This is a genomic window from Thiothrix eikelboomii, assembly GCF_900167255.1.
Lineage (GTDB): Bacteria > Pseudomonadota > Gammaproteobacteria > Thiotrichales > Thiotrichaceae > Thiolinea > Thiolinea eikelboomii.
In genome coordinates this window covers 232,612-252,843 of sequence record NZ_FUYB01000004.1, presented here as the reverse complement: position 1 = coordinate 252,843, position 20,232 = coordinate 232,612, and the positions used below count along the sequence as shown (strand labels likewise).

At 45.8% G+C, this 20,232-nt stretch carries 19 protein-coding genes; 15 read left to right on the top strand and 4 right to left on the bottom strand.

Annotated features, from left to right (window positions below; all coding sequences use genetic code 11):
* Window positions 1-56: 56 nt before the first annotated feature.
* Window positions 57-371 carry an ArsR/SmtB family transcription factor gene (locus B5D50_RS06980; RefSeq protein WP_234975825.1) on the top strand — a complete coding sequence of 105 codons (315 nt, stop codon included), beginning with the start codon at window positions 57-59 and terminating at the stop codon, window positions 369-371.
* Window positions 368-817: an ArsI/CadI family heavy metal resistance metalloenzyme gene (locus tag B5D50_RS06975; RefSeq protein ID WP_078921863.1), complete on the top strand. Its 450-nt coding sequence runs from the start codon at window positions 368-370 to the stop codon at window positions 815-817. Before B5D50_RS06980 ends, B5D50_RS06975 begins: the two co-directional genes overlap by 4 nt.
* Window positions 818-904: 87 nt before the next feature.
* On the opposite strand, the gene B5D50_RS06970 is transcribed toward B5D50_RS06975, so the two are convergent.
* Window positions 905-2,020: a GGDEF domain-containing protein gene (locus B5D50_RS06970; RefSeq protein ID WP_143594281.1), complete on the bottom strand. Its 1,116-nt coding sequence runs from the start codon at window positions 2,018-2,020 to the stop codon at window positions 905-907.
* Window positions 2,021-2,104: 84 nt separating this feature from the next.
* Window positions 2,105-3,049 (bottom strand): alpha/beta hydrolase, encoded by a 945-nt coding sequence (locus tag B5D50_RS06965; protein WP_234975824.1) that lies wholly within the window; start codon window positions 3,047-3,049, stop codon window positions 2,105-2,107.
* Window positions 3,050-3,163: 114 nt separating this feature from the next.
* Here B5D50_RS06965 and B5D50_RS06960 point away from each other — a divergent pair, with 114 nt between their 5' ends.
* From B5D50_RS06960 to folK, 11 genes are all read left to right on the top strand, one after another.
* On the top strand, window positions 3,164-3,580 hold the full coding sequence (locus B5D50_RS06960; RefSeq protein ID WP_078921861.1) for an OsmC family protein: 417 nt from the start codon (window positions 3,164-3,166) through the stop codon (window positions 3,578-3,580).
* 63 nt (window positions 3,581-3,643) lie between these two features.
* Window positions 3,644-5,026, top strand: a complete 1,383-nt coding sequence (cysS, locus tag B5D50_RS06955) for a cysteine--tRNA ligase (protein ID WP_078921860.1) — start codon at window positions 3,644-3,646, stop codon at window positions 5,024-5,026.
* Window positions 5,027-5,159: 133 nt separating this feature from the next.
* Window positions 5,160-5,663, top strand: a complete 504-nt coding sequence (locus B5D50_RS06950) for a DsrE family protein (RefSeq protein WP_078921859.1) — start codon at window positions 5,160-5,162, stop codon at window positions 5,661-5,663.
* Window positions 5,664-5,826: 163 nt separating this feature from the next.
* A complete protein-coding gene (locus B5D50_RS06945; protein WP_078921858.1) occupies window positions 5,827-6,723 on the top strand; it encodes a hypothetical protein in 897 nt (298 codons plus the stop codon).
* Between the two features lie 217 nt (window positions 6,724-6,940).
* Window positions 6,941-7,786 (top strand): CDP-diacylglycerol--serine O-phosphatidyltransferase, encoded by an 846-nt coding sequence (gene pssA / locus B5D50_RS06940; RefSeq protein WP_078921857.1) that lies wholly within the window; start codon window positions 6,941-6,943, stop codon window positions 7,784-7,786.
* A gap of 155 nt (window positions 7,787-7,941) precedes the next feature.
* On the top strand, window positions 7,942-9,405 hold the full coding sequence (locus B5D50_RS06935; RefSeq protein WP_078921856.1) for a YncE family protein: 1,464 nt from the start codon (window positions 7,942-7,944) through the stop codon (window positions 9,403-9,405).
* A 386-nt stretch (window positions 9,406-9,791) separates the two neighbouring features.
* Entirely contained in the window at window positions 9,792-11,339 is a 1,548-nt protein-coding gene (locus B5D50_RS06930; RefSeq protein WP_078921855.1) for a 2-isopropylmalate synthase, read from the top strand.
* 6 nt (window positions 11,340-11,345) lie between these two features.
* Window positions 11,346-12,104, top strand: a complete 759-nt coding sequence (locus B5D50_RS06925) for a uracil-DNA glycosylase (RefSeq protein ID WP_234975823.1) — start codon at window positions 11,346-11,348, stop codon at window positions 12,102-12,104.
* Window positions 12,105-12,121: 17 nt separating this feature from the next.
* The gene (rimI, locus tag B5D50_RS06920) at window positions 12,122-12,586 is read left to right on the top strand and encodes a ribosomal protein S18-alanine N-acetyltransferase (protein WP_078921853.1); all 465 of its coding nucleotides are present in this window, start codon (window positions 12,122-12,124) and stop codon (window positions 12,584-12,586) included.
* 134 nt (window positions 12,587-12,720) lie between these two features.
* Window positions 12,721-13,992, top strand: a complete 1,272-nt coding sequence (pcnB, locus tag B5D50_RS06915) for a polynucleotide adenylyltransferase PcnB (RefSeq protein WP_143594280.1) — start codon at window positions 12,721-12,723, stop codon at window positions 13,990-13,992.
* Window positions 13,989-14,486 (top strand): 2-amino-4-hydroxy-6-hydroxymethyldihydropteridine diphosphokinase, encoded by a 498-nt coding sequence (gene folK / locus B5D50_RS06910; RefSeq protein WP_078921851.1) that lies wholly within the window; start codon window positions 13,989-13,991, stop codon window positions 14,484-14,486. Before pcnB ends, folK begins: the two co-directional genes overlap by 4 nt.
* A gap of 236 nt (window positions 14,487-14,722) precedes the next feature.
* Here folK and B5D50_RS06905 read toward each other — a convergent pair whose 3' ends face one another.
* Both B5D50_RS06905 and rnt read right to left on the bottom strand, forming a co-directional pair.
* The gene (locus tag B5D50_RS06905) at window positions 14,723-15,325 is read right to left on the bottom strand and encodes a DUF938 domain-containing protein (protein WP_078921850.1); all 603 of its coding nucleotides are present in this window, start codon (window positions 15,323-15,325) and stop codon (window positions 14,723-14,725) included.
* Window positions 15,326-15,967 (bottom strand): ribonuclease T, encoded by a 642-nt coding sequence (gene rnt, locus B5D50_RS06900; RefSeq protein WP_078921849.1) that lies wholly within the window; start codon window positions 15,965-15,967, stop codon window positions 15,326-15,328. It abuts the gene before it with no gap.
* A gap of 204 nt (window positions 15,968-16,171) precedes the next feature.
* On the opposite strand from rnt, the gene aceE reads away from it, so the two are divergent.
* Together aceE and aceF are read left to right on the top strand one after the other, a co-directional pair.
* Window positions 16,172-18,835 (top strand): pyruvate dehydrogenase (acetyl-transferring), homodimeric type, encoded by a 2,664-nt coding sequence (gene aceE, locus B5D50_RS06895; RefSeq protein WP_078921848.1) that lies wholly within the window; start codon window positions 16,172-16,174, stop codon window positions 18,833-18,835.
* A gap of 12 nt (window positions 18,836-18,847) precedes the next feature.
* Entirely contained in the window at window positions 18,848-20,170 is a 1,323-nt protein-coding gene (gene aceF, locus B5D50_RS06890) for a dihydrolipoyllysine-residue acetyltransferase (RefSeq protein ID WP_078921847.1), read from the top strand.
* Window positions 20,171-20,232 lie beyond the last annotated feature (62 nt).

The window sequence follows — 20,232 nt, the reverse complement described above, 5'->3', positions numbered from 1 at the left end:
AATTAACTTGATTATTTCCATATTTTAACTATTATTGAAATATGGAAAAGACGAAGATGATTAACGCCCTCGCTGCCCTCGCCCAGGAATCACGTTTAGAGGTATTTCGAGTGCTGGTACAAGCCGGGCCACAGGGTTTAGCCGCTGGCAAGATTAGCGAAATAACGGGGATAGCTCCGTCTTCACTTTCTTTTCATCTCAAGGAATTGCTGCATGCGCATTTGGTAAATTCACGCCCTGAGGGGCGCTTTATCATTTACACAGCCCAATTCTCGACGATGAGCCAACTGCTGGCTTATTTAACGGAAAACTGTTGTGCGGGTTCAATGTGTACTAATACTGCTTGCCCGCCTGAGGAACTTCAACCATGAAACGCATGCATATTCACGTCTCAGTCGATAATCTGCCTGAAAGTATTCAATTCTATTCAGCCCTATTTGCCAGCGAGCCAAGCGTCCTTAAAACGGATTATGCCAAATGGATGCTAGAAGATCCTCGGATTAATTTTGCGATTTCTAAACGCGGCGCGGCGCTTGGCTTAAACCATTTAGGCTTCCAAGTTGAATCAGCAGAAGAGTTAGCCGCTATGAATCAGCGTTTGCAGCAATTGCAAGCCGAAGTAATCGCAGAAATGGACACTGCTTGCTGCTATGCTAAATCCGATAAATATTGGGTGAATGACCCACAAGGCATTGCTTGGGAAACTTTCCATACTTTAGACAGTATTCCGGTATTTGGAAGTGAAGCGCTTAAAGCTGCTAGTAATTGCTGTGTACCAACCCCCAGCAACCCTAGATCAGGCTCGACTTGCTGTTAGAGCTAACCATTTGAGCCTCTCACTTGACCTAGCTCGTTAGAGGCTCTGCTTAACTGACTTAGGATGAAACTCGCACTACAAGAAGACTCAGACGGTATAAGCTTGCAAAGCAAAGCGCCCTTCCTGTGTTTTGGCTTCTTCCAAGCTAGCGTCTAAACCCGCCACAAACTCGTCGAAGGCATTGAGAGTTTGCGCCTCGTGTTTAATCAAATGCGGGCTACACGTCACCAAGCCTAAATTTAGGCGCAAATCCTCCTCACTCTCCAAATCTTCTTGAGCGAAGCGCCCTTGTAGGCGCTCAGCAATCAACAAAGCTTGCTCAGCAGAGGTATTAGGGAGTAGCAATTTGAAGGTGGAAGCCTCGAGATAAGCAAGGCAATCCGATGAGCGATACAAGGCCGATTTAATCATACTGACCATTTGATTCACTTTCTTCAAATCAACTGGTTCGAGTTCTAATTTAATCGCCGACAAATATTGATGCTCACGGGCAGCGTACTGCCACTCAAGCTTGAGTAAAACATTGAATTCAGCAGGATTTAGTAGATTATTTTTCTGCGGCTGACGCATTTCCGCTAATAATTGCTGCTCATACTCTTGCTGAGTTTTTAAGAGTAAGGTCAAGGCATGAATCGCAATACTGAGAGTTAACGAAGCAAAAATCATCACTAGCGCACTCACCCAACGCCCTTGTAGCAGCATGAAAAATAGCCCGGGCAATACAATCAAACTGATTTGTATATAAAAAATCACAGGTAGAATAGCGAAGCGAGGAATATTTAAACAAACCAATACGCCAATTAAAGCGAATAACTCATAGTCAATGCTAGGGTTATGATAAATAAGCACTAAACTCAAGCATCCCCATAAACCACTGGCTAAACTTGTCAGGTAAATATTATAATTGATTAATTTACGCGCCTCAGTCTCTATCCCATATTTTTCTAAGGGAAAACTAGCATCAATAAAAAAGCTCAAGCTAATCGTTAGAAACAGTAGGGATAACAAACTTAAGAGTAAAGCTTGAGTTAAGCCTAACTCCCAACTGAAAACATACAAGTTTAGAATCATCAGTAGCACTAACAAAGAGCAACCACCATACACCCAACGATAGCGGCGCAACATACGCGCATAGCTATACCACGTAGTGTAACGTGCATGCAGTTCGTCTGTAGAAGCCTGTATAAATCCAGTGGTTGTCATTTGCCCCAAGCCTAGATCGAATTTTTCTTTATTACTGATTACCTTACCACGAATAAGTCTAAAAACTAAACAATTCACCGTAGCTTACTGCGGTTTGGCCATCCAAGTCATCATATCACCGATCACTTTCGGTCCTTGCAGATCACGCATCAGCAAATGCCAGCCATTTGGATACCGAATTTGCTGGGTTTTGCCTGTTTTGGGTAAGCGCGCCCACAACTGATCAATCGGTTTTTTGGGCACTAATTGATCCTTTTCTCCATATAACAATAAAACCGGTACCTTCACCTGCGATGCTGCAGCAGAGGCTTGGTTCATTAACTCCACTAAACCCGCTACCGTATCTATACGTGATTTGCGAATCATCCACGGGCTTTGCCAAATGCGCTTAAGCAGCTCAATATTGTCCGTCGGGCGAATATTCAAACCCTCCCCTGTCGGCGACCATGCAGGTGTAAAGCGTTTAGCCAGCTCTAAAGACCAGCGTTGGTAAAAGGGTTGCGTTTCACTAGTCCACACCGCTGGTGCCAACAGAATGATGCCATCAACCTTTAAGTCACCACTACCTGCTGCTAATAAAGCGACAGCTCCACCCATTGAAGTACCAGCCAGATATAAAGGCTGCTTAGGATACATTTTGCGTAGTACTTGGGTGACTTGACGAGCATCAGTTGCCATGCGTTCAGCACTTGACCACAACCCACGATAAGGCGAACGCCCAAAGCCTCGCTGGTCATAAGCCCAGACTGTAACCCCTTGCTGTGCAAATGCTTGACCGACCTCATCAAAAGCCCCAGGGTATTCATTGAATCCATGCAGCAATAATAAATGCGCTTTTGCCTTGCCCGGACTAGGCCACTGTTGTGCGAATAGCTCAGTGCCATCACTCATCCGAAACACAGGCTGCTGGATGAGGCTCGGCTGTTGGTTTGCTTTACCTAAAGGCACACTGGCCGTCGTACAAGCACTCAACAGAGTGGCAATCAATACGATGCTCAGGATAATTTTTGAGTGATACAGAAAATTCATGATTCAGCCCAGAATACACGGTTGTACTGGTGCTAACCCTAGCAGGACAAACACCTTTCCGCTACCATGCAAGTCAAACCAGCTATAAACTAACCGCTTTAGAGGGATGATGCTATGAATACGAAGGCCAAGGATCCGCATACTGTCACGGTCAATTTGCGCTCTAGCGATGGATATGTCTGTGATATTAAAGCAGGTCATCATCAGCTCATCGCTGACGAACCCATCCCCTTAGGCGGTACCGATTTAGGTCCAACACCCTATGTTTATTTAAAAGCGGCCTTAGGTGCTTGCACTGCGATGACCATTCGCATGTATGCCGAGCGGAAACAGTGGCCCTTGCAAGATGCCGTGATTACCTTACGCCATAGCCGTGATGGTAATAAAGAAAGCGTATTTGAGCGTGATATTAAACTCGTCGGCGAGTTAGATGAGGAACAACGCCAGCGTTTATTGGACATTGCCGATCGCTGTCCGGTCTTGAAAACCTTAAGTCATGGTGCCACCATTTTAAGTAAACTGATCGACTAATGTCGCTTAGCTTCGACTCATTTTGAAACTACTCTGCTTGATACTCGTACTCTCATAACTCTTATGCTAAAAATTTACAATAGCCTGCACAATCGTAAACAAGACTTTATTCCTTTAGAGGCGAACAAGATCCGCATGTATGTTTGCGGAATGACGGTCTATGACTATTGCCACTTAGGTCATGCCCGCGTCATGGTGGTGTTTGATATGGTCTATCGTTATCTAAAAGCAGCGGGCTATGAAGTCACTTATGTGCGCAATATCACGGATATTGATGACAAAATCATTAAGCGCGCCAATGAAAACGCTGAGCCTTTTACCGCACTCACAGCCCGCTTTATTCAGGCCATGCATGAGGATGAACAGGCCTTAGGTGTTCTGTCACCGACCCATGAGCCTCGTGCCACCGACAATATTCCGGCCATGCTCGCCATGATTAGCACTCTGATTGAACAAGGTTATGCTTATGTCGGGAGTAATCGTGATGTGTATTATGATGTTTCAAAATTTGAAGGCTACGGCAAACTTTCAGGCCGCCGCTTAGAAGATTTACGGGCGGGTGAACGGATTGCGATTGATGAAGCCAAACACGATCCACTGGATTTTGTACTCTGGAAAGCCGCTAAAGCCGGTGAGCCTGCTTGGGATTCGCCTTGGGGTTTAGGTCGACCGGGTTGGCATATTGAATGTTCAGCGATGTCTAGCAGCTTGTTAGGCACACAATTTGATATTCATGGGGGCGGGCATGATTTGAAATTCCCCCACCATGAAAATGAAATCGCCCAAAGTGAAGCCTGCAATGGACATCAATATGTGAACTACTGGATGCATAATGGCTTTATTCAGATTAACGACGAGAAAATGTCGAAATCCCTGAATAATTTCTTCACCATTCGCGATGTACTGCAAGTCTATAAGGCGGAAGAAATTCGCTATTTCATTTTGAATAGCCATTATCGCAGCCCCTTAAATTACAGCCATGAACCTTTAGATAACGCACGAGCTGCCTTAACACGTTTATATACTGCCCTGCGTGATTTGCCAAACGCTGAAGCTCCTGTGAATAGCGAGGCCGAGCAACGTTTTCGGGCTGTCTTAGATGATGATTTCAATACCCCAGAAGCCATTGCCATTCTGTTTGAATTAGCCCGCGATATTAACCGCTTCCGCCGGGAGCAAAATGACCTTGCGGCTGCTGAAACGGCGGCCTTATTAAAAAAGCTAGCGGGTATTCTAGGTCTACTAGAGCGGGAGGCTGAAAGCTGGTTCAAAGGTTCAGGGATTGAAGGCTTAGCAGATGCGGCGATTGAAGCTTTAATTCAACAGCGCCTGCTGGCGCGTACCCAGAAAAACTGGGCGGAATCGGATCGCATCCGCGATGAATTAAAAGCTCAAGGTATCTTACTAGAAGACCAAGCTGGCTTGACCACTTGGCGGCGCGTTTAAGCAGATCACTTCAGCTGGCTTTGACTGAGGGTCTTGGTTTAAAGAGATATTTCCAGCTTAAACTCAATAGGTTAGTGTGATCCTGAGTAGGTCTATTTACTACGGGTTCTTTTATGGATTGGAGGAGATCAACATGTTGAAAAAAATAGCTTTATGCTTAGCCTTAACGCTGCCCTTTGCTGTTTCCAACGTATTAGCTGAAGAATTTGACCCCGGCGTTCCCGCACCTAAAGTACCTGCTGACTATTATGCAGGTGCTGAAAAAGTTGTGGTGCATGTATCCACCGAAGGTGATCAGAAAAAGTATCTCGGTATCCTTGCTAATGTTAATAATTATATTAAAGCATTAGAGAGCACTGGCAAAAAGACTGAGGCCGTAGTCGTTATGAACGGTGATGGTCTAGGCCTATTAAAAGTCGCTAAAGATGTTGAACTAGACAATGATGCTAAGCTGCCGTTGCAACTCACTGAACTTAAAGCCAAAGGTGTGAAATTCCAAATTTGCTACAACACTTTAGTGGGCCGCAAAATTAAAATGGCTGATTTATATGAGGCTAAAGCTGAAGACGTGATCCCATCAGGGGTAGCTGAGGTGGGTCGCCTTGAAGCACAAGGCTATCAATTACTTAAACCGTAAACGACCAACTATCTCCTTGGATTTGACCGCACGCCGCTAATCTTTTAGAGTCAAAACTGAAGATAACTGTTTTGACTCAAGCTGTTTAAGCACTGAATTGAACAAGTTCAATTAACATAACTCGTTCAATAAAGCTTTTAATAATTAAAAAGAATGAACCACTATGCCAGAGAATAATCCATTTTCCATCTTAACTGATACGGATAACCCAGCAACATCGGAATTAGCACCTAAGTTGAGTGCGCATGACGCACTGTTTGCTGAGCTAGGTTTAAACCCACCCAACAGAACTGAACCGACCTATCAACGCGATCATTTTTTAGAAGCAACCGATCTTAACAAAACAGAAGACGTTGTTGATGCGATCTTCACCAGCACTGAAACAGAGACTGCGCCAACCCACACAGCTGAAGCAACCACTGAGGCGACCACGCCTACTGAACTAAGCCCCTCTTTTGCAGAACCCGAGTCTACGGCTGAAGCCATGCAAACCACCGTAGCACCAGAACCAGCAGGCCAATCCTTGACTACAATTACAGAGCAAGCAACTGAAACGATGGAGCCCGCTAGCCATGAGTCGACCTATTCCGCTGCACTTAAATCCCTAGATCATGCGGGTCTTGAACCTGTGGTTGCCGCTTATACGGATTTGCAACAAAAACTCGCCGCGAATCAAACCCTGATCAGTGCAGAACGTGAAGCCATTGCTGAATTACGTAATCACATGCGGCAACTCAATGCTTTAGGGCATGAACTCACTGATAATCATGAAGGTTTGGATTTAGGCCGCAGATTGATTCAAGCGGATAGTTGTGAAAACTTAATGCGCTCAATTAGCCAAGTTAACGAAGCCATTCAGCAAGACACTCACCGTGCCGCCCAATTAATGACGCCAATTAAAACCGGTGTGGAAATTTTAGAATTACGTATTAAGCACATCAATGCGATTGAAAACTTAGTAGCCCACATGGAAGAAGGTTTAATCCTCCAAAAACAACTATCAGGAGCGGATACCTTAATCCATGATTTGGCCAAGCATTTAGGCTTAGCCCTAAATTAAGTCGAATTAAGCCTAAGCCGAATTAAGCTTCAGCTCAACCGCTTAAAATATTTTAAGCCTTAATCAAGTTAACAAGTTGCTAAATGAGCGGCTTGTTAGCTTGCTGATGCGCTATACTCAGTACCTAGACTGACAATTGACCCTCTAAGCTACGGCTTGTCATAATGCTATTCTACTTAGCATCATCATAATGACAAAATCACTAGGAAATTATTCAATGGAATCAGAACAGCAGGCTGCTAGCCCTGAAAACCCTCAAGCCACGGGGCGTCCGCGTAGTCGTGGGATTTATTTATTGCCCAATCTTTTCACCACGGCCGCGATGTTTAGTGGTTTTTATGCCATTGTGGCCGCAATGCAAGATCGTTTTGAAGTGGCGGCGATTGCCATTTTTATTTCTATGGTTTTGGATGGCTTAGATGGTCGGGTGGCACGCCTGACAAATACTCAGACAGCTTTTGGGGCTGAATATGACAGTATGGCCGATTTGATTTCCTTTGGCGTCGCGCCCGGTCTAACCATGTATCAGTGGTCATTGGTTCATTTTGGCGAAATGGGGACGGGTTGGGGCAAAGTCGGCTGGCTAGCGGCTTTTGTGTATGTGGCTTGTGCAGCTTTGCGATTAGCCCGCTTTAATACACATATTGGTAAGAGTGATAAGCGGTATTTTACTGGCTTGCCTAGCCCCACTGCAGCGGCTTTAATGGCCGGGATGGTTTGGGTATTCAATGACATGCACTATTCGGGGAATAATCTGCAATTCCCCGCCTTATTAATGACCCTGACCGCAGGCCTGTTGATGGTCAGTAATGTCAGTTATTACAGCTTCAAGGAATTTGATCTACGCAATAAAGTCCCCTTTGTGGTCATGATTGCGGTTTTACTGATCTTCGCACTCACGACGATTGATCCTCCCAAAGTTTTATTCACCGTGTTTGTGATTTATTCATTGTCAGGACCACTAATTTGGGTAGTACGTCGTTATCGACGTCTGCAACGGCGCAAGAAAGAACATCCAACTACCCCACCCCCTAGCTCACCTAGCTCACCTAGCTCATCTTAGTCTTAAAATTGAAGCGAGGATCTCAATCACTAAGATCCTCCTTCGATCCTGAAACTGCTTCAGTTTGTCGGTCTTGACATGTAGATTCCAAGCCGCTAGTTCATTGTTTCCCCTGCGATTTATTAGGACGTTATACTTATCAGGAGAGAACATTGATGCGCATAAATAACTCATTCCACCAAGCTCGGGGTACAGCACGTACAGCCCAGAATCTAGGCTCTAGCTCTAACCCTCTTTCAACACAAGCCGTAGGGTTTTCAAACAATTTTGCCTCCGTTGGCACCAGCACATCCTTGGGTCAGCAAATACAGTTGCTGTTATTGAGTCTAATCAAGAACCTACTTGATCAGCTTTGTGCAAAACTTAAACCCACCGAACCACCCTCACCCAAAACCCCAGTGCAACCAAACACTGACCCTCAGGCGTGGGATACGGCGCGTGGTGATCTGATGCTGTTTGGTGACCCAACCAATAGCCGGATTGTTCCGATGAAGCTCTCTAGTTTTGAGCGCCTCCCTGATATTCCCATTGATGGGAAAAAAGTCTACTCCGCTGATCATGTGACGGATGATAAATCCTATGTCTTTAATCGTGAAAGTAATTACATCACTGTTCTCGAACGCAACCCCGACACTAAAGCCTTTGAAACCACGGCAGACAAGATTGACCTCCCTTTCCACCCCCGGACTGGCGCAAAAAACACTCAGCTTGGCTTAAATTTAGTGACTGGGGTAGACAAACCCATGTTCGCCTTAATTGACTACACCAAGGATGAGCTGGTGGCGGCAGGGGGTCGCAATCAAGTTACTGAAGGTAGCATCAATAACTATGATGGTGAGAATGCAACAGGCCACGGTGATTGGGTTTCTGATAATCAGTTTGTCCTGTTAGACCGTGAAAACAATACGCTCTCCTTATATGGGGTCAATAAAGTAAAAGACTCTTGGGAGGTTGAACTTCAAGACACGCTGACAGCCCCTTCTTCGATCCATGATATTAGTGGAAACAAAGCCACTGGTATTTTTTATGCTGCCTTAGAAGGTAATCCTGCAGCAGGTATTCCCGCCGGAGTGGGAGAGTTGCAGCTGAATGGTAAGAATCTTGAACTCACGCGCACGACGCTTTTCCCGGGCGAGCTAAGCCAACAAGGTGCACATCACCTTGATTTACACCCTAATGGTCAAGAGATTTATATTGGTGATAATTCTGGCAAACTCTATGTGATTAATCGGGAAAATATGGAAATCACCGCGACCGTTGCGGTCGGCAAAGGTGCAGGACACACGACCTTCATCCCTGATAAAAACATCGCCGTGGTTACTAACCATTGGGATACGTTTGTTTCAGTGATTGATATGACGACTCACCAGCTCATCAAAAATATCGAAGTCGCCAAAGATATTCCTGAGCAAAGCGCATTTTTGCAAGCCCATACTGCACGGGTTAGCCCAGATAAACAGTATTACTACAATTTTGCCTCGGATAGTGGCACTTTCTTTCGGATTAATTTGGATGAACTCAAACTGGAAGGTGAGCTGTATGTTGGTGGAACGCCACGTCAAGCTTCTCAGCCCGGCGAGTTGACCCTCGGCTATACGGGTGGTCTCAGCGGAGCTTGACACATAGGGGTAGTGACTCCCTAGCTAGACAAATAGCTACAAATCAAGATAGATGAACAGAGTTTCATCTATCTAACTAAAGGCTATTTAACTAACAAGCTATCCAGCTAACGCTCTAATACACTAAAGATCTAAGAAAGCTTGAGCTTTAGGGTATTTTATTGTAGTTTCCTGAGCACGCATTTAAAGTTTTGAGATTTGATGAATACTTGCAGCACGACATACTCTTTGTCAGTTGGCTTTTCTAGCCAAAGCTGCTTCCTGCCTGCTGTTCTGCTATGCCGACTGCCGTTACGGGCAGAATAAGGTAACTAACCTGGCGAGGTTAACACGCACTCCCTGTTTTACTTTATGATGACACTTAGCAGACTCTTTGGAGATACCTCATGTCTAAACAACGCTTAATTATATTTGATACGACCTTGCGTGACGGCGAACAAAGCCCCGGCGCGTCCATGAATCAAGCCGAGAAAATTCGTATTGCCAAAATGCTAGAAAAAATGCGGGTCGATGTGATCGAAGCAGGCTTCCCCATTGCTAGCCCCGGTGACTTTGAATCCGTCAAAGCGATTGCCGGTTTAATCAAAGAAAGTACTGTCTGTGGCCTAGCCCGAGCCTTAGATGCTGATATTGAGCGGGCAGCCGAAGCCTTAAAAGGTGCGAATTCTGGACGTATCCATACGTTTATTGCGACCTCGCCGATTCATATGCAAAACAAATTGCGGATGACCCCTGATCAAGTCGTTGAGCAAGCCGTTTATGCCGTGAAAAAAGCCCGCAACTACACCGATAATGTTGAATTCTCATGTGAAGATGCGGGGCGCTCTGAATTTGAGTTCTTATGTCGGGTGATTGAAGCCGCCATTGCTGCCGGAGCGACTACCATTAATATTCCTGATACCGTGGGCTATCAAATTCCACAGGTTTTTGGTGATATGGTTGGGCGTTTAATTCAAACCATCCCGAATGCTGATAAAGCGGTTTTCTCGGTGCATTGCCACAATGATTTAGGCCTAGCGGTAGGCAACTCTTTAGCTGCCGTTATGCAAGGTGCGCGTCAAGTTGAGTGTACCATCAATGGTTTAGGCGAACGGGCTGGCAATGCCTCTTTAGAAGAAATCGTGATGGCGATTCGTACTCGTCATGATGTGTTCTCAGTCGATACCCAAATTGATACCACGCAAATTGTGCCGACTTCGCGCTTAGTCTCCAGTGTGACCGGCTTTGCTGTTCAGCCGAATAAAGCCATTGTGGGTGCGAATGCCTTTGCACATGAATCGGGTATTCATCAAGATGGTGTCCTCAAGCATCGCGAAACTTACGAAATTATGCGGGCGCAGGATGTGGGTTGGTCAGATAATAAAATTGTCTTAGGCAAACACTCCGGGCGCAATGCTTTCCGCACACGCTTGCAGGATTTAGGCATTGAGTTGAAAACCGAAGCCGAAATCAATACCGCCTTTTCACGCTTTAAAGACCTAGCTGATCGCAAACATGAAATCTTCGACGAAGATTTGCAGATGTTGATCTTAGAGTCACGTTCTGCTCAAGAGCAAGCGACTTATGAATTAGTGTCTTCTCGGGTTTGCTCAGAAACTGGAGAAGCGCCCGTGGCTACTGTGACTTTAAAAGTGAATGGAGTAGAGCAAGGCGCTGAAGCTTGTGGAGGCGGTCCAGTCGATGCCGTGTATAAAGCGATTCAAGCCATTACTCGTGAAGAGGCGGCTTTGCAATTGTACTCGGTCAATGCTATTACCAGTGGTACCGACTCGCAAGGTGAAGTCACGATACGTTTAGAGCAAGCAGGACGTTTAGTGCATGGGCATGGTGCAGATACGGATATTGTCATCGCGTCTGCCAAAGCCTATGTGGATGGTCTGAATAAATTGGCCTCAAGCCAACAACGTGCTCACCCCCAGCACAGCGGAGTATAAGCAAGTTTGGACTGGACGACTCGTAGCCGTTATCTAAAAGCCATGGGGATTCCCCTATGGCGGCCCAAAGCAATGGATAAGCCGCTTGAGTCTGTGCCAGTGATTGAGGAAGCACCTCCACCTAGCACAAAACCTGCTGGGGTGGAGGTGACTCCCCTTAGACCTGCAGTAGTTAGATCCACCGTCGATTGCACATCACTCGCTTGGCCAGAACTACAAGCAGCGGTTGAAGCTTGCAAACTGTGTGAATTACACAAAACCCGTACTCAAACGGTCTTTGGCTCAGGCAATCAACAAGCCCGTTGCATGGTGATTGGTGAAGCCCCCGGAGCTGAAGAAGATCGGCAAGGCCTACCCTTTGTGGGCAAATCAGGGCAACTTTTAACGAATATGCTCGCCGCTATTCAAATAGCCCGTACCGAGATTTATATCGCCAATATTCTCAAATGCCGCCCGCCTAATAATCGGGATCCTAAGCCGGAAGAGGCAGCCTATTGCCGAGCCTATTTAGAACGGCAGATTGCCCTCATTCAACCGGCCTTAATTTTGGTTGTCGGACGGATTGCGGCGCATCATTTACTACAAACGACTACGCCGTTAGGGCGTTTACGCGGGAGTGTGCATACTTTACCGCAGACCAAGCTCCCTGTGATTGTGACTTATCATCCCGCTTATTTATTACGCCAACCCACTGAAAAGCGTCGTGCTTGGCAAGATTTACAATTAGCACGGGATTTTCTAGGCTCACTCAGAGCGACCCATTAAATTTATTGTTATATTTTATGTCTGAAGCTAGCTCATTCCTCCCATTACGCCCCATGCTCACGACTGATCTTGAACGGTTAATGCTCATTGAAAGAACGGCCTATCTTTATCCTTGGACTATAGGCATCTTTCAAGATTGTCTCAAGCAGAGTAGCTATCATGCTTATCTTCATGAATTGAATGAGGAAATCTTGGCCTACTGTGTCTTATCCATTGCAGTAGGCGAATTACATATTCTAAATATCACCGTTGCACCCAACCGACAAAATCAAGGCTTAGGGAAACGCCTGTTGGCGACTGCTGAGCAAATTGGCCGTAGCTTAGGCGCACAAGATTGCTTTTTAGAGGTTCGCCCCTCGAATACCTCTGCGATTCGCTTGTATTTATCACAGGGCTTTAATGAAATTGGCTTGCGAAAAAACTACTATCCGGCAAAGAATGGACGAGAATCTGCCATTTTAATGGCAAAAACCTTAATTTAAACCGTAACGAGGGTTAGTGGTGTTGCACAGGCGGTGTTATTATTGCAACTTTTGGTAACATCCTTAATACATTGATGTCTGCTACAGGGCTATTGAAGGGAGCTTCCGATAATTTGACAGGATTAGCGCAGCCAATGCGCATCCCCGCGTCTGAACATAAAATTGCACAAGAACAAATTTGTGAACGCGCTGATGCTATTATTCGCAAACTACAAAAAGCAGGCTTTGAAGCCTATTTAGTAGGTGGTTGCGTCCGTGACCTATTACTTGGTTTAACCCCTAAAGATTTTGATATAGCGACCGGTGCTCATCCCGAGCAAGTTCGCAAAATTTTCTCTTCGGCACGCTTAATCGGGCGACGCTTTCGCTTGGCGCATATTTACTATGGGCGCGATTATATTGAGGTCGCCACCTTCCGTGCACCGCATGATGAAAGCGCGCAAGGCCAAGTCAATGAGCAAGGTCGAATTCTGCACGATAACGTCTATGGCAGTTTAGAAGAAGATGTCTGGCGGCGTGATTTTACGATTAATGCCTTATTTTATGATCCTGTCAGTGGTGATGTGCTCGATTACATTGGCGGCATGCAGGATTTGGCGAAACGACGCCTCCATTTAATCGGCGATGCTGAGCAACGCTATCGTGAAGATCCGGTGCGGATGCTACGCGCCTTGCGTTTTGCGGCTAAATTAGATTTTGAACTGGATGGGCCGACGGGTGAGTTGATTTACTCGATGGGTTCTCTATTGCATGGAGTCGCTCCAGCGCGCTTATTTGATGAACTATTAAAGCTGTTACACAGTGGTCAGGGCTGGAAAACCTTCCTACTGCTTGAGCAATATCACTTACTCTCCGCTTTGCTACCTGTCACGGCTACTAGTCTGGCGCATGATGTTGATGGGCAATATCGCAAACTACTGCAATCAGCACTGACCAACACCGATCATCGCCTAGCTGAAGGTAAGTCAGTGATGCCTGCTTTCTTGTTTGCAGTACTACTGTGGGAGCAAGTACATACACAGATGGTACAAGCTCAACTCAAGGGGCATCCTGAGTTACAAGCCTTGCATATCGCAGCCACGGATGTGCTCCGTGATCAGGTAAAAATCACGGCGATTCCAAGACGTTTCAGTAATGTCACCCGCGAAATTTGGGGGCTACAAGCTCGCTTTCGCCATCGTGATTTACGACGTGCGACTATTCTGTTTAATAATCCGCGCTTTCGGGCGGCTTATGACTTTTTATGCTTACGTGCAAACTCTGGTGAGACCATCGTCGCTGATGATTGTGAGTGGTGGAGGAGTTTCCAAGAAACCTCCCCCGAAGATCGCCCGATGCTGTGCAAAAACAGTGGTAAAAAACGCCGTACTAAACGTAAAAAAACCAAATCAGTTGCCGCCGAATGAACCTCAGTCATTTAGCCTATATCGGTTTAGGGAGTAATCAGGGTGATTCGCTGACTATTTTAAAAGCTGCATTAAAGCAATTAGCTGAGCATTCCGCTATTGAGCTGCAAGCTGTTTCAAGTTTCTATCAAAGTAAACCGGTCGGACCACAAGACCAGCCTGATTATGTGAATGCGGTCGCTTGTTTCAACACTCGTTTAAGCGCTCAAGCTTTGTTAGCAATGCTCTTGGAAATAGAACGCTTACATGGCCGAGTACGTGATCCCCATTTGCGCTGGGGACCACGCACTTTGGACTTAGATTTATTGTTGTATGGCAATGAAGTGATTCAAGATAGTAATTTGATTGTGCCGCACCCTGAATTATGTAAGCGGGCATTTGTGGTTTATCCGCTTTTGGAAATAGCACCTGATTTGATACTACCCAAACAGGGAAACTTGAAAAACTGCCAAGCACAACTGAATGCTGGGGATTTAATAAAGTTATCATCATAATTGCCTTTATTACCACTTTGCAGAATCACGCAAGCACCCGCCACACTACCCGCTCAAAGCCTAATGCGATAACAGCGATACAACGTAAACGCTGCGGCTCTTGTATATTTATCTATCAGTACTTGGCGATAATGAGTTATAGGGAAATTTGAGCATGGGAATTTACCTACTAACTAGATAGCAAGAGTTTAGCAGGTTTTGTCCGATCACCGTTTAAGCCATTAGCATGGAAAAAATTAGGTATTAGTTGCTATTTTCCGCCAAACCAATAGCCGATTATTCACTGGCATTTCATAATCAGCCTGTAATTCCATTCCCGCTTTAGCCGCCAATGCATGCAAATCTTCAAAATTGCGAATCCCACTATCAGGATCACGCTGCTTGAGCCATTGATCAAAGCGTGCATTGCTCGCACTCGTAAATTGACCGCCATAATTAAACGGGCCATAGACTATGAATAAGCCACCGGTTGGCAATAAACTACCCACACCGGCCACACAAGCCTGCACAGCAGACTCGCTCATAATATGCAAGGTGTTGGCAGAGAATACCGCATCGACCTGCAGCTTAGGCCATTCAGTTTGACGGACATCCAATAGCAAAGGTGGATACACATTAGGTAGCTGTGCTGACTGCAACCAAGCCCTGATCCCTGCATGGTAGTCCAGTTGATCACTGGTTTGCCACGTTAAATGGGGGAGTTGCTCACCAAAATACACGGCATGTTGCCCTGTGCCACTACCGATTTCGAGTACAGCTTCAGACTCATGCAACAGTGGTTTAAGCACCGCTAAAATCGGCTCACGATTTTCATCACAGGCCGCCGCATAGGGTCTCATTTAATTTTCGACCGCTTTAAAAGCAGCATCTAAAGTCTGCCATGTATTGACAATATGACAGAAAATATCTGCCGTTTTCTCAGCATCATAGACAGCAGAATGTGCCTGTTCACCATTCCAATTCATACCGGCGGCCTGTGCAACTCGTGCCAATACCGTTTGTCCATACACAACCGCCCCTAAAGTCACTGTATCTAGAGTACTAAAAGGATGAAACGGATTACGCTTGCAATCATTACGTTCAGAAGCTGCGTTCAGAAAATTAAGATCAAATGGGGCATTATGCCCCACTAAAATCGCTCGATTACAACGATTCAGTTTAACTTCACGGCGCACGATTTTAAAGAACTCGTCTAAAGCACGGGTTTCAGGCATCGCTAAGCGCAAGGGGCTGAAAGGCTTAATCCCATTCACTTCTAAGGATTTAGGATCAAGATTCGCATTGGGGAAGGGTTCAATATGCCAATGGTAAGTACGCTGCCGCGACAACTCGCCTTTTTCATCAATGCGCAAGAGGACAGCTGCCACTTCTAGCAAAGCATCCTTACGAAAGTTAAAGCCACCCGTTTCTACATCCACTACGACCGGCAGAAAACCGCGAAACCGATTAGCCAGTGGAATAATTTCAATTTCATCACTCATAGGGCTGAGCTTACCGGATGTGGCTGAAAATAGGTAGAAAATTGCAGCCAATTTGATTTGTTTTTTATAAGACTTTGATTTATAAATTTATTTATTTTCAAATTCTAGGCTCGCTTTCTTTTCAAAGAAGATAGTGCTATGTTCAAACGCTTAAACTTATTTTGGCAACCGCGTTAGTCGCTTGATTGTTGCAAGGAGTCATCCATGAGCCTAGACAAAATCCCCTCTGATATTGATGCCCAAGAAACCCTCGAATGGGTTGATTCCCTTGAGGCTGTCATTGAAACTGAGGGTTTAGAACGGGCGCATTTTTTACTTGAGCAACTAATTAGCACGGCACGGCAAAATGGGGCTAACCTGCCCTATTCCGCCAATACCGCTTATATCAATACCATCCCACCGCATTTAGAAAAATATACACCGGGTAATCCTGCTTTAGAATTACGGTTGCGCTCATGGATTCGCTGGAATGCGGTAGCAATGGTAGTGCGAGCCAATCGAAAAAGTGCGGAGTTAGGTGGGCATATTGCAACCTTCGCTTCAGCAGCGACTTTATACGATGTGGGCATGAATCATTTCTGGCATGCACCCTCGCCTCAAAATGGGGGGGATGTGATTTATATCCAAGGGCATGCCGCTCCGGGAATGTATGCACGTTCTTTTTTAGAGGGGCGCTTCACCGAAGAGGATTTGGATAATTTCCGTCAAGAAGCCAGCGGTAAAGGTTTATCTTCCTATCCGCATCCGTGGCTCATGTCAAATTATTGGCAGTTTCCGACGGTTTCGATGGGCTTAGGTCCGATCACTTCGATCTATCAAGCACGTTTCATGAAATACCTACAAGATCGTAAGCTTGCAGATACTGAAAATCGGCATGTCTGGGCTTTTGTCGGGGATGGCGAAGTGGATGAACCCGAAACTTTAGGTGCTATATCCTTAGGAGGACGTGAAAAACTCGATAATCTCATTTGGGTAGTGAATTGCAATCTGCAACGGCTCGATGGCCCAGTGCGCGGTAATGGCAAAATCGTTCAAGAGTTGGAAGCTGTTTTCCGGGGTGCAGGCTGGAATGTTATTAAAGTAATCTGGGGTTCGTATTGGGATCCACTGTTAGCTAAAGATATTCATGGCAAGCTCAAGCAACGCATGTTGGAAGTCGTCGATGGCGAATTTCAGAACTACAAAGCTAAAGACGGCGCTTATGTACGCGAGCACTTTTTCGGGGCTTATCCCGAGCTACGCGAGATGGTAGCACGCATGAGTGATGCCGATATTTGGCGCTTAAATCGCGGCGGACATGACCCGCACAAGGTGTATGCGGCTTATCACGCTGCCGTCAACCATCCCGAGCAGCCTACCGTTATTCTGGCGCATACCGTAAAAGGTTATGGAATGGGCGCTGCAGGTGAAGGCCAAAATCGCACCCATCAACAGAAAAAACTGACTCATGAAGAAATGATTGCCTTTAAAAATCGTTTCAATATTCCTTTAAGTGATGAGGATGCTGCCGAGGCTAAATATTATCGGCCTGCTGCCGATAGCGAAGAAATCAAATACTTACATGAGCGACGTAAAGCCTTAGGTGGCTATTTACCCCAACGACAAACTCATGCGGCCCCCTTAAAAGTTCCTGAATTAATCCTGTTCCAAACCCTGTTAGAAAGTAGTGGCGAACGTGAAATGTCGACCACGATGGCCTTTGTCCGTCTACTGACGTTACTGACTCGTGATAAACAGATTGGACGGCATATTGTCCCCATCGTCCCCGATGAAGCCCGCACCTTTGGCATGGAGGGCATGTTCCGCCAGCTGGGTATTTACTCCTCCGTTGGTCAGTTGTATGAGCCACAAGATAAAGATCAAGTGATGTTCTACAAAGAAGATAAATCGGGGCAAATTCTAGAAGAAGGGATTAATGAAGCAGGGGCTATTTCCAGCTGGATCGCGGCGGCGACTGCCTACAGCACGCATGGTGTCTGCATGGTACCTTTTTATATTTATTATTCGATGTTTGGTTTTCAGCGGATTGGCGATTTGGCTTGGGCAGCTGGGGATTGCCGTGCACGGGGCTTCTTAATTGGTGGCACAGCAGGACGTACCACACTTGCTGGAGAGGGCTTACAACATCAGGATGGACATGGTTTAGTACAAGCGGGCTTAATCCCAAATTGCATTTCTTATGACCCGACTTTTGCCTATGAGCTGGCAGTGATTATTCAGCATGGCATGAAACGCATGTATGAAAATCAAGAAGATGTCTATTATTACATCACTGCGATGAATGAAAACTATCAACATCCAGCGATGCCGCCTCATGCAGAAGAAGGCATTCTTAAAGGGATGTATTTATTTAGTGGTGGTGGGAAAAAACGGAAAAAAGTCCAGCTCCTAGGTTCAGGTGCTATCCTCCGTGAAGTAATTGCGGCGGGCGAAATGCTTGATAAAGAATGGGGGGTCGATGCTGATATTTGGAGTGTCACCAGTTTCAATGAAATTGCCCGCGAAGCCCGCGATATTGAACGTTGGAATCTGCTCCACCCCCTTGAAGATGCGCGCCTACCTTATGTCACCCAATGCTTAAAAGATCGGCGCGGACCAGCCGTAGCTGCCACCGATTATATTCGTAGTTATGCAGATCAAATCCGGGCTTGGATACCAATGCATTACAAAGTCTTAGGGACGGATGGTTTTGGACGCAGTGACACACGCGCACAATTACGTAGACATTTTGAAGTTGACCGCCATTACATTGTCCTGGCAGCACTCAAGTCTTTGGTCGATGAAAACTCCTTACCTGCCGTAAAAATTATGGAAGCGATGGAGAAATATCAAATCGACCCAAATAAACCTAACCCCTTGTATGTATAGGGAGGCGAGATCATGGCAATCCAAGAAATTCGTGTCCCTGATATTGGCGAGTTTAAAGAAGTAGAAATTATTGAAGTCCTCGTTAAAGTGGGTGATAGCATTCAGGCCGAGGACTCATTAATTACGGTTGAATCAGATAAAGCCTCTATGGAGATCCCCTCTCCTGCTGCCGGTACGGTCAAAGAATTACGCATACAACAGGGTGATCATGTTTCTAAAGGTAGTCTCATCCTCTATTTAGAGCTGAATTCTGCCGTTGAAAAAAAGCCACCGCAGGTTCCGATTACTCATCCTCAGCCCACGACCCATAGCACACCTTTAGCCCCCCTTGATGCTAAAGCCAATACAAATACGAATCCTAATAAGCCTAAAACTACTTCGGCCGCCAAAACCGTGGTTGATCATGAAGCCTTCAAAAAGGCTTATGCCACCCCATCAGTACGGAAGTTCGCTCGTGAATTAGGTGTGGATTTAAGTCGAGTGGTTGGTACCGGACGCAAGCAACGTATTACCCAAGAAGATGTCAAAAGTTATATCAAAGATGTAATGGGGCTTGGCTTGCAAGCGAAAACCGCCACCAGTCCCCACAGCGGTCTGGGTATTCCGCGTATGCCTGAAATCGACTTCAGTCAATGGGGTGAAGTGACAACAGTACGCTTAAATCGCATCCATCAACTGACGGGCGAATTCTTGCATCGTAATTGGTTAAATATTCCGCACGTCACCCAATTTGATCAAGCAGACATTACGGATTTAGAGGCTTTCCGCCAAGAATTAAACCTCGAGCAGGAAAAAATTAAATCCTCTAAAATCACACCCTTAGTTTTCATCATGAAAGCCGTAGTCGCTGGCTTAAAAGCTTATCCACGCTTTAATTCCTCGCTTGATCCTTCTGGCGAAATGCTGATCCAAAAAAAGTATTATCATATTGGGATTGCCGTTGATACGCCGGATGGTTTGGTTGTACCGATTATTCGTGATGTGGATAAAAAATCCTTACTGCAACTTTCCGATGACCTTAAAGAAGTCTCGACCAAAGCACGTGAACGCCGCTTAAAACCTGCTGATTTGCAAGGTAGTTGCTTCTCGATTTCAAGTTTAGGTGGAATTGGTGGCACTCAATTTACTCCGATTATTAATGCCCCCGATGTCGCTATTTTGGGTATCTCCAAATCTTCCCTGCAGCCTATATGGAATGGTAAGGAATTTGCCCCACGACTCATGCTGCCCCTATCTTTGTCCTATGATCACCGCGTGATTGACGGCGCAGATGGTGCACGCTTCACGACTTTTCTCGCAAAGATGCTAGGGGATATTCGGCGGCTATTGATTTAGGGTGAAGAGCTATATTAAAGAGCACAATCAATGGTTGGGAAATCCGACACTGGCAGAAGTCA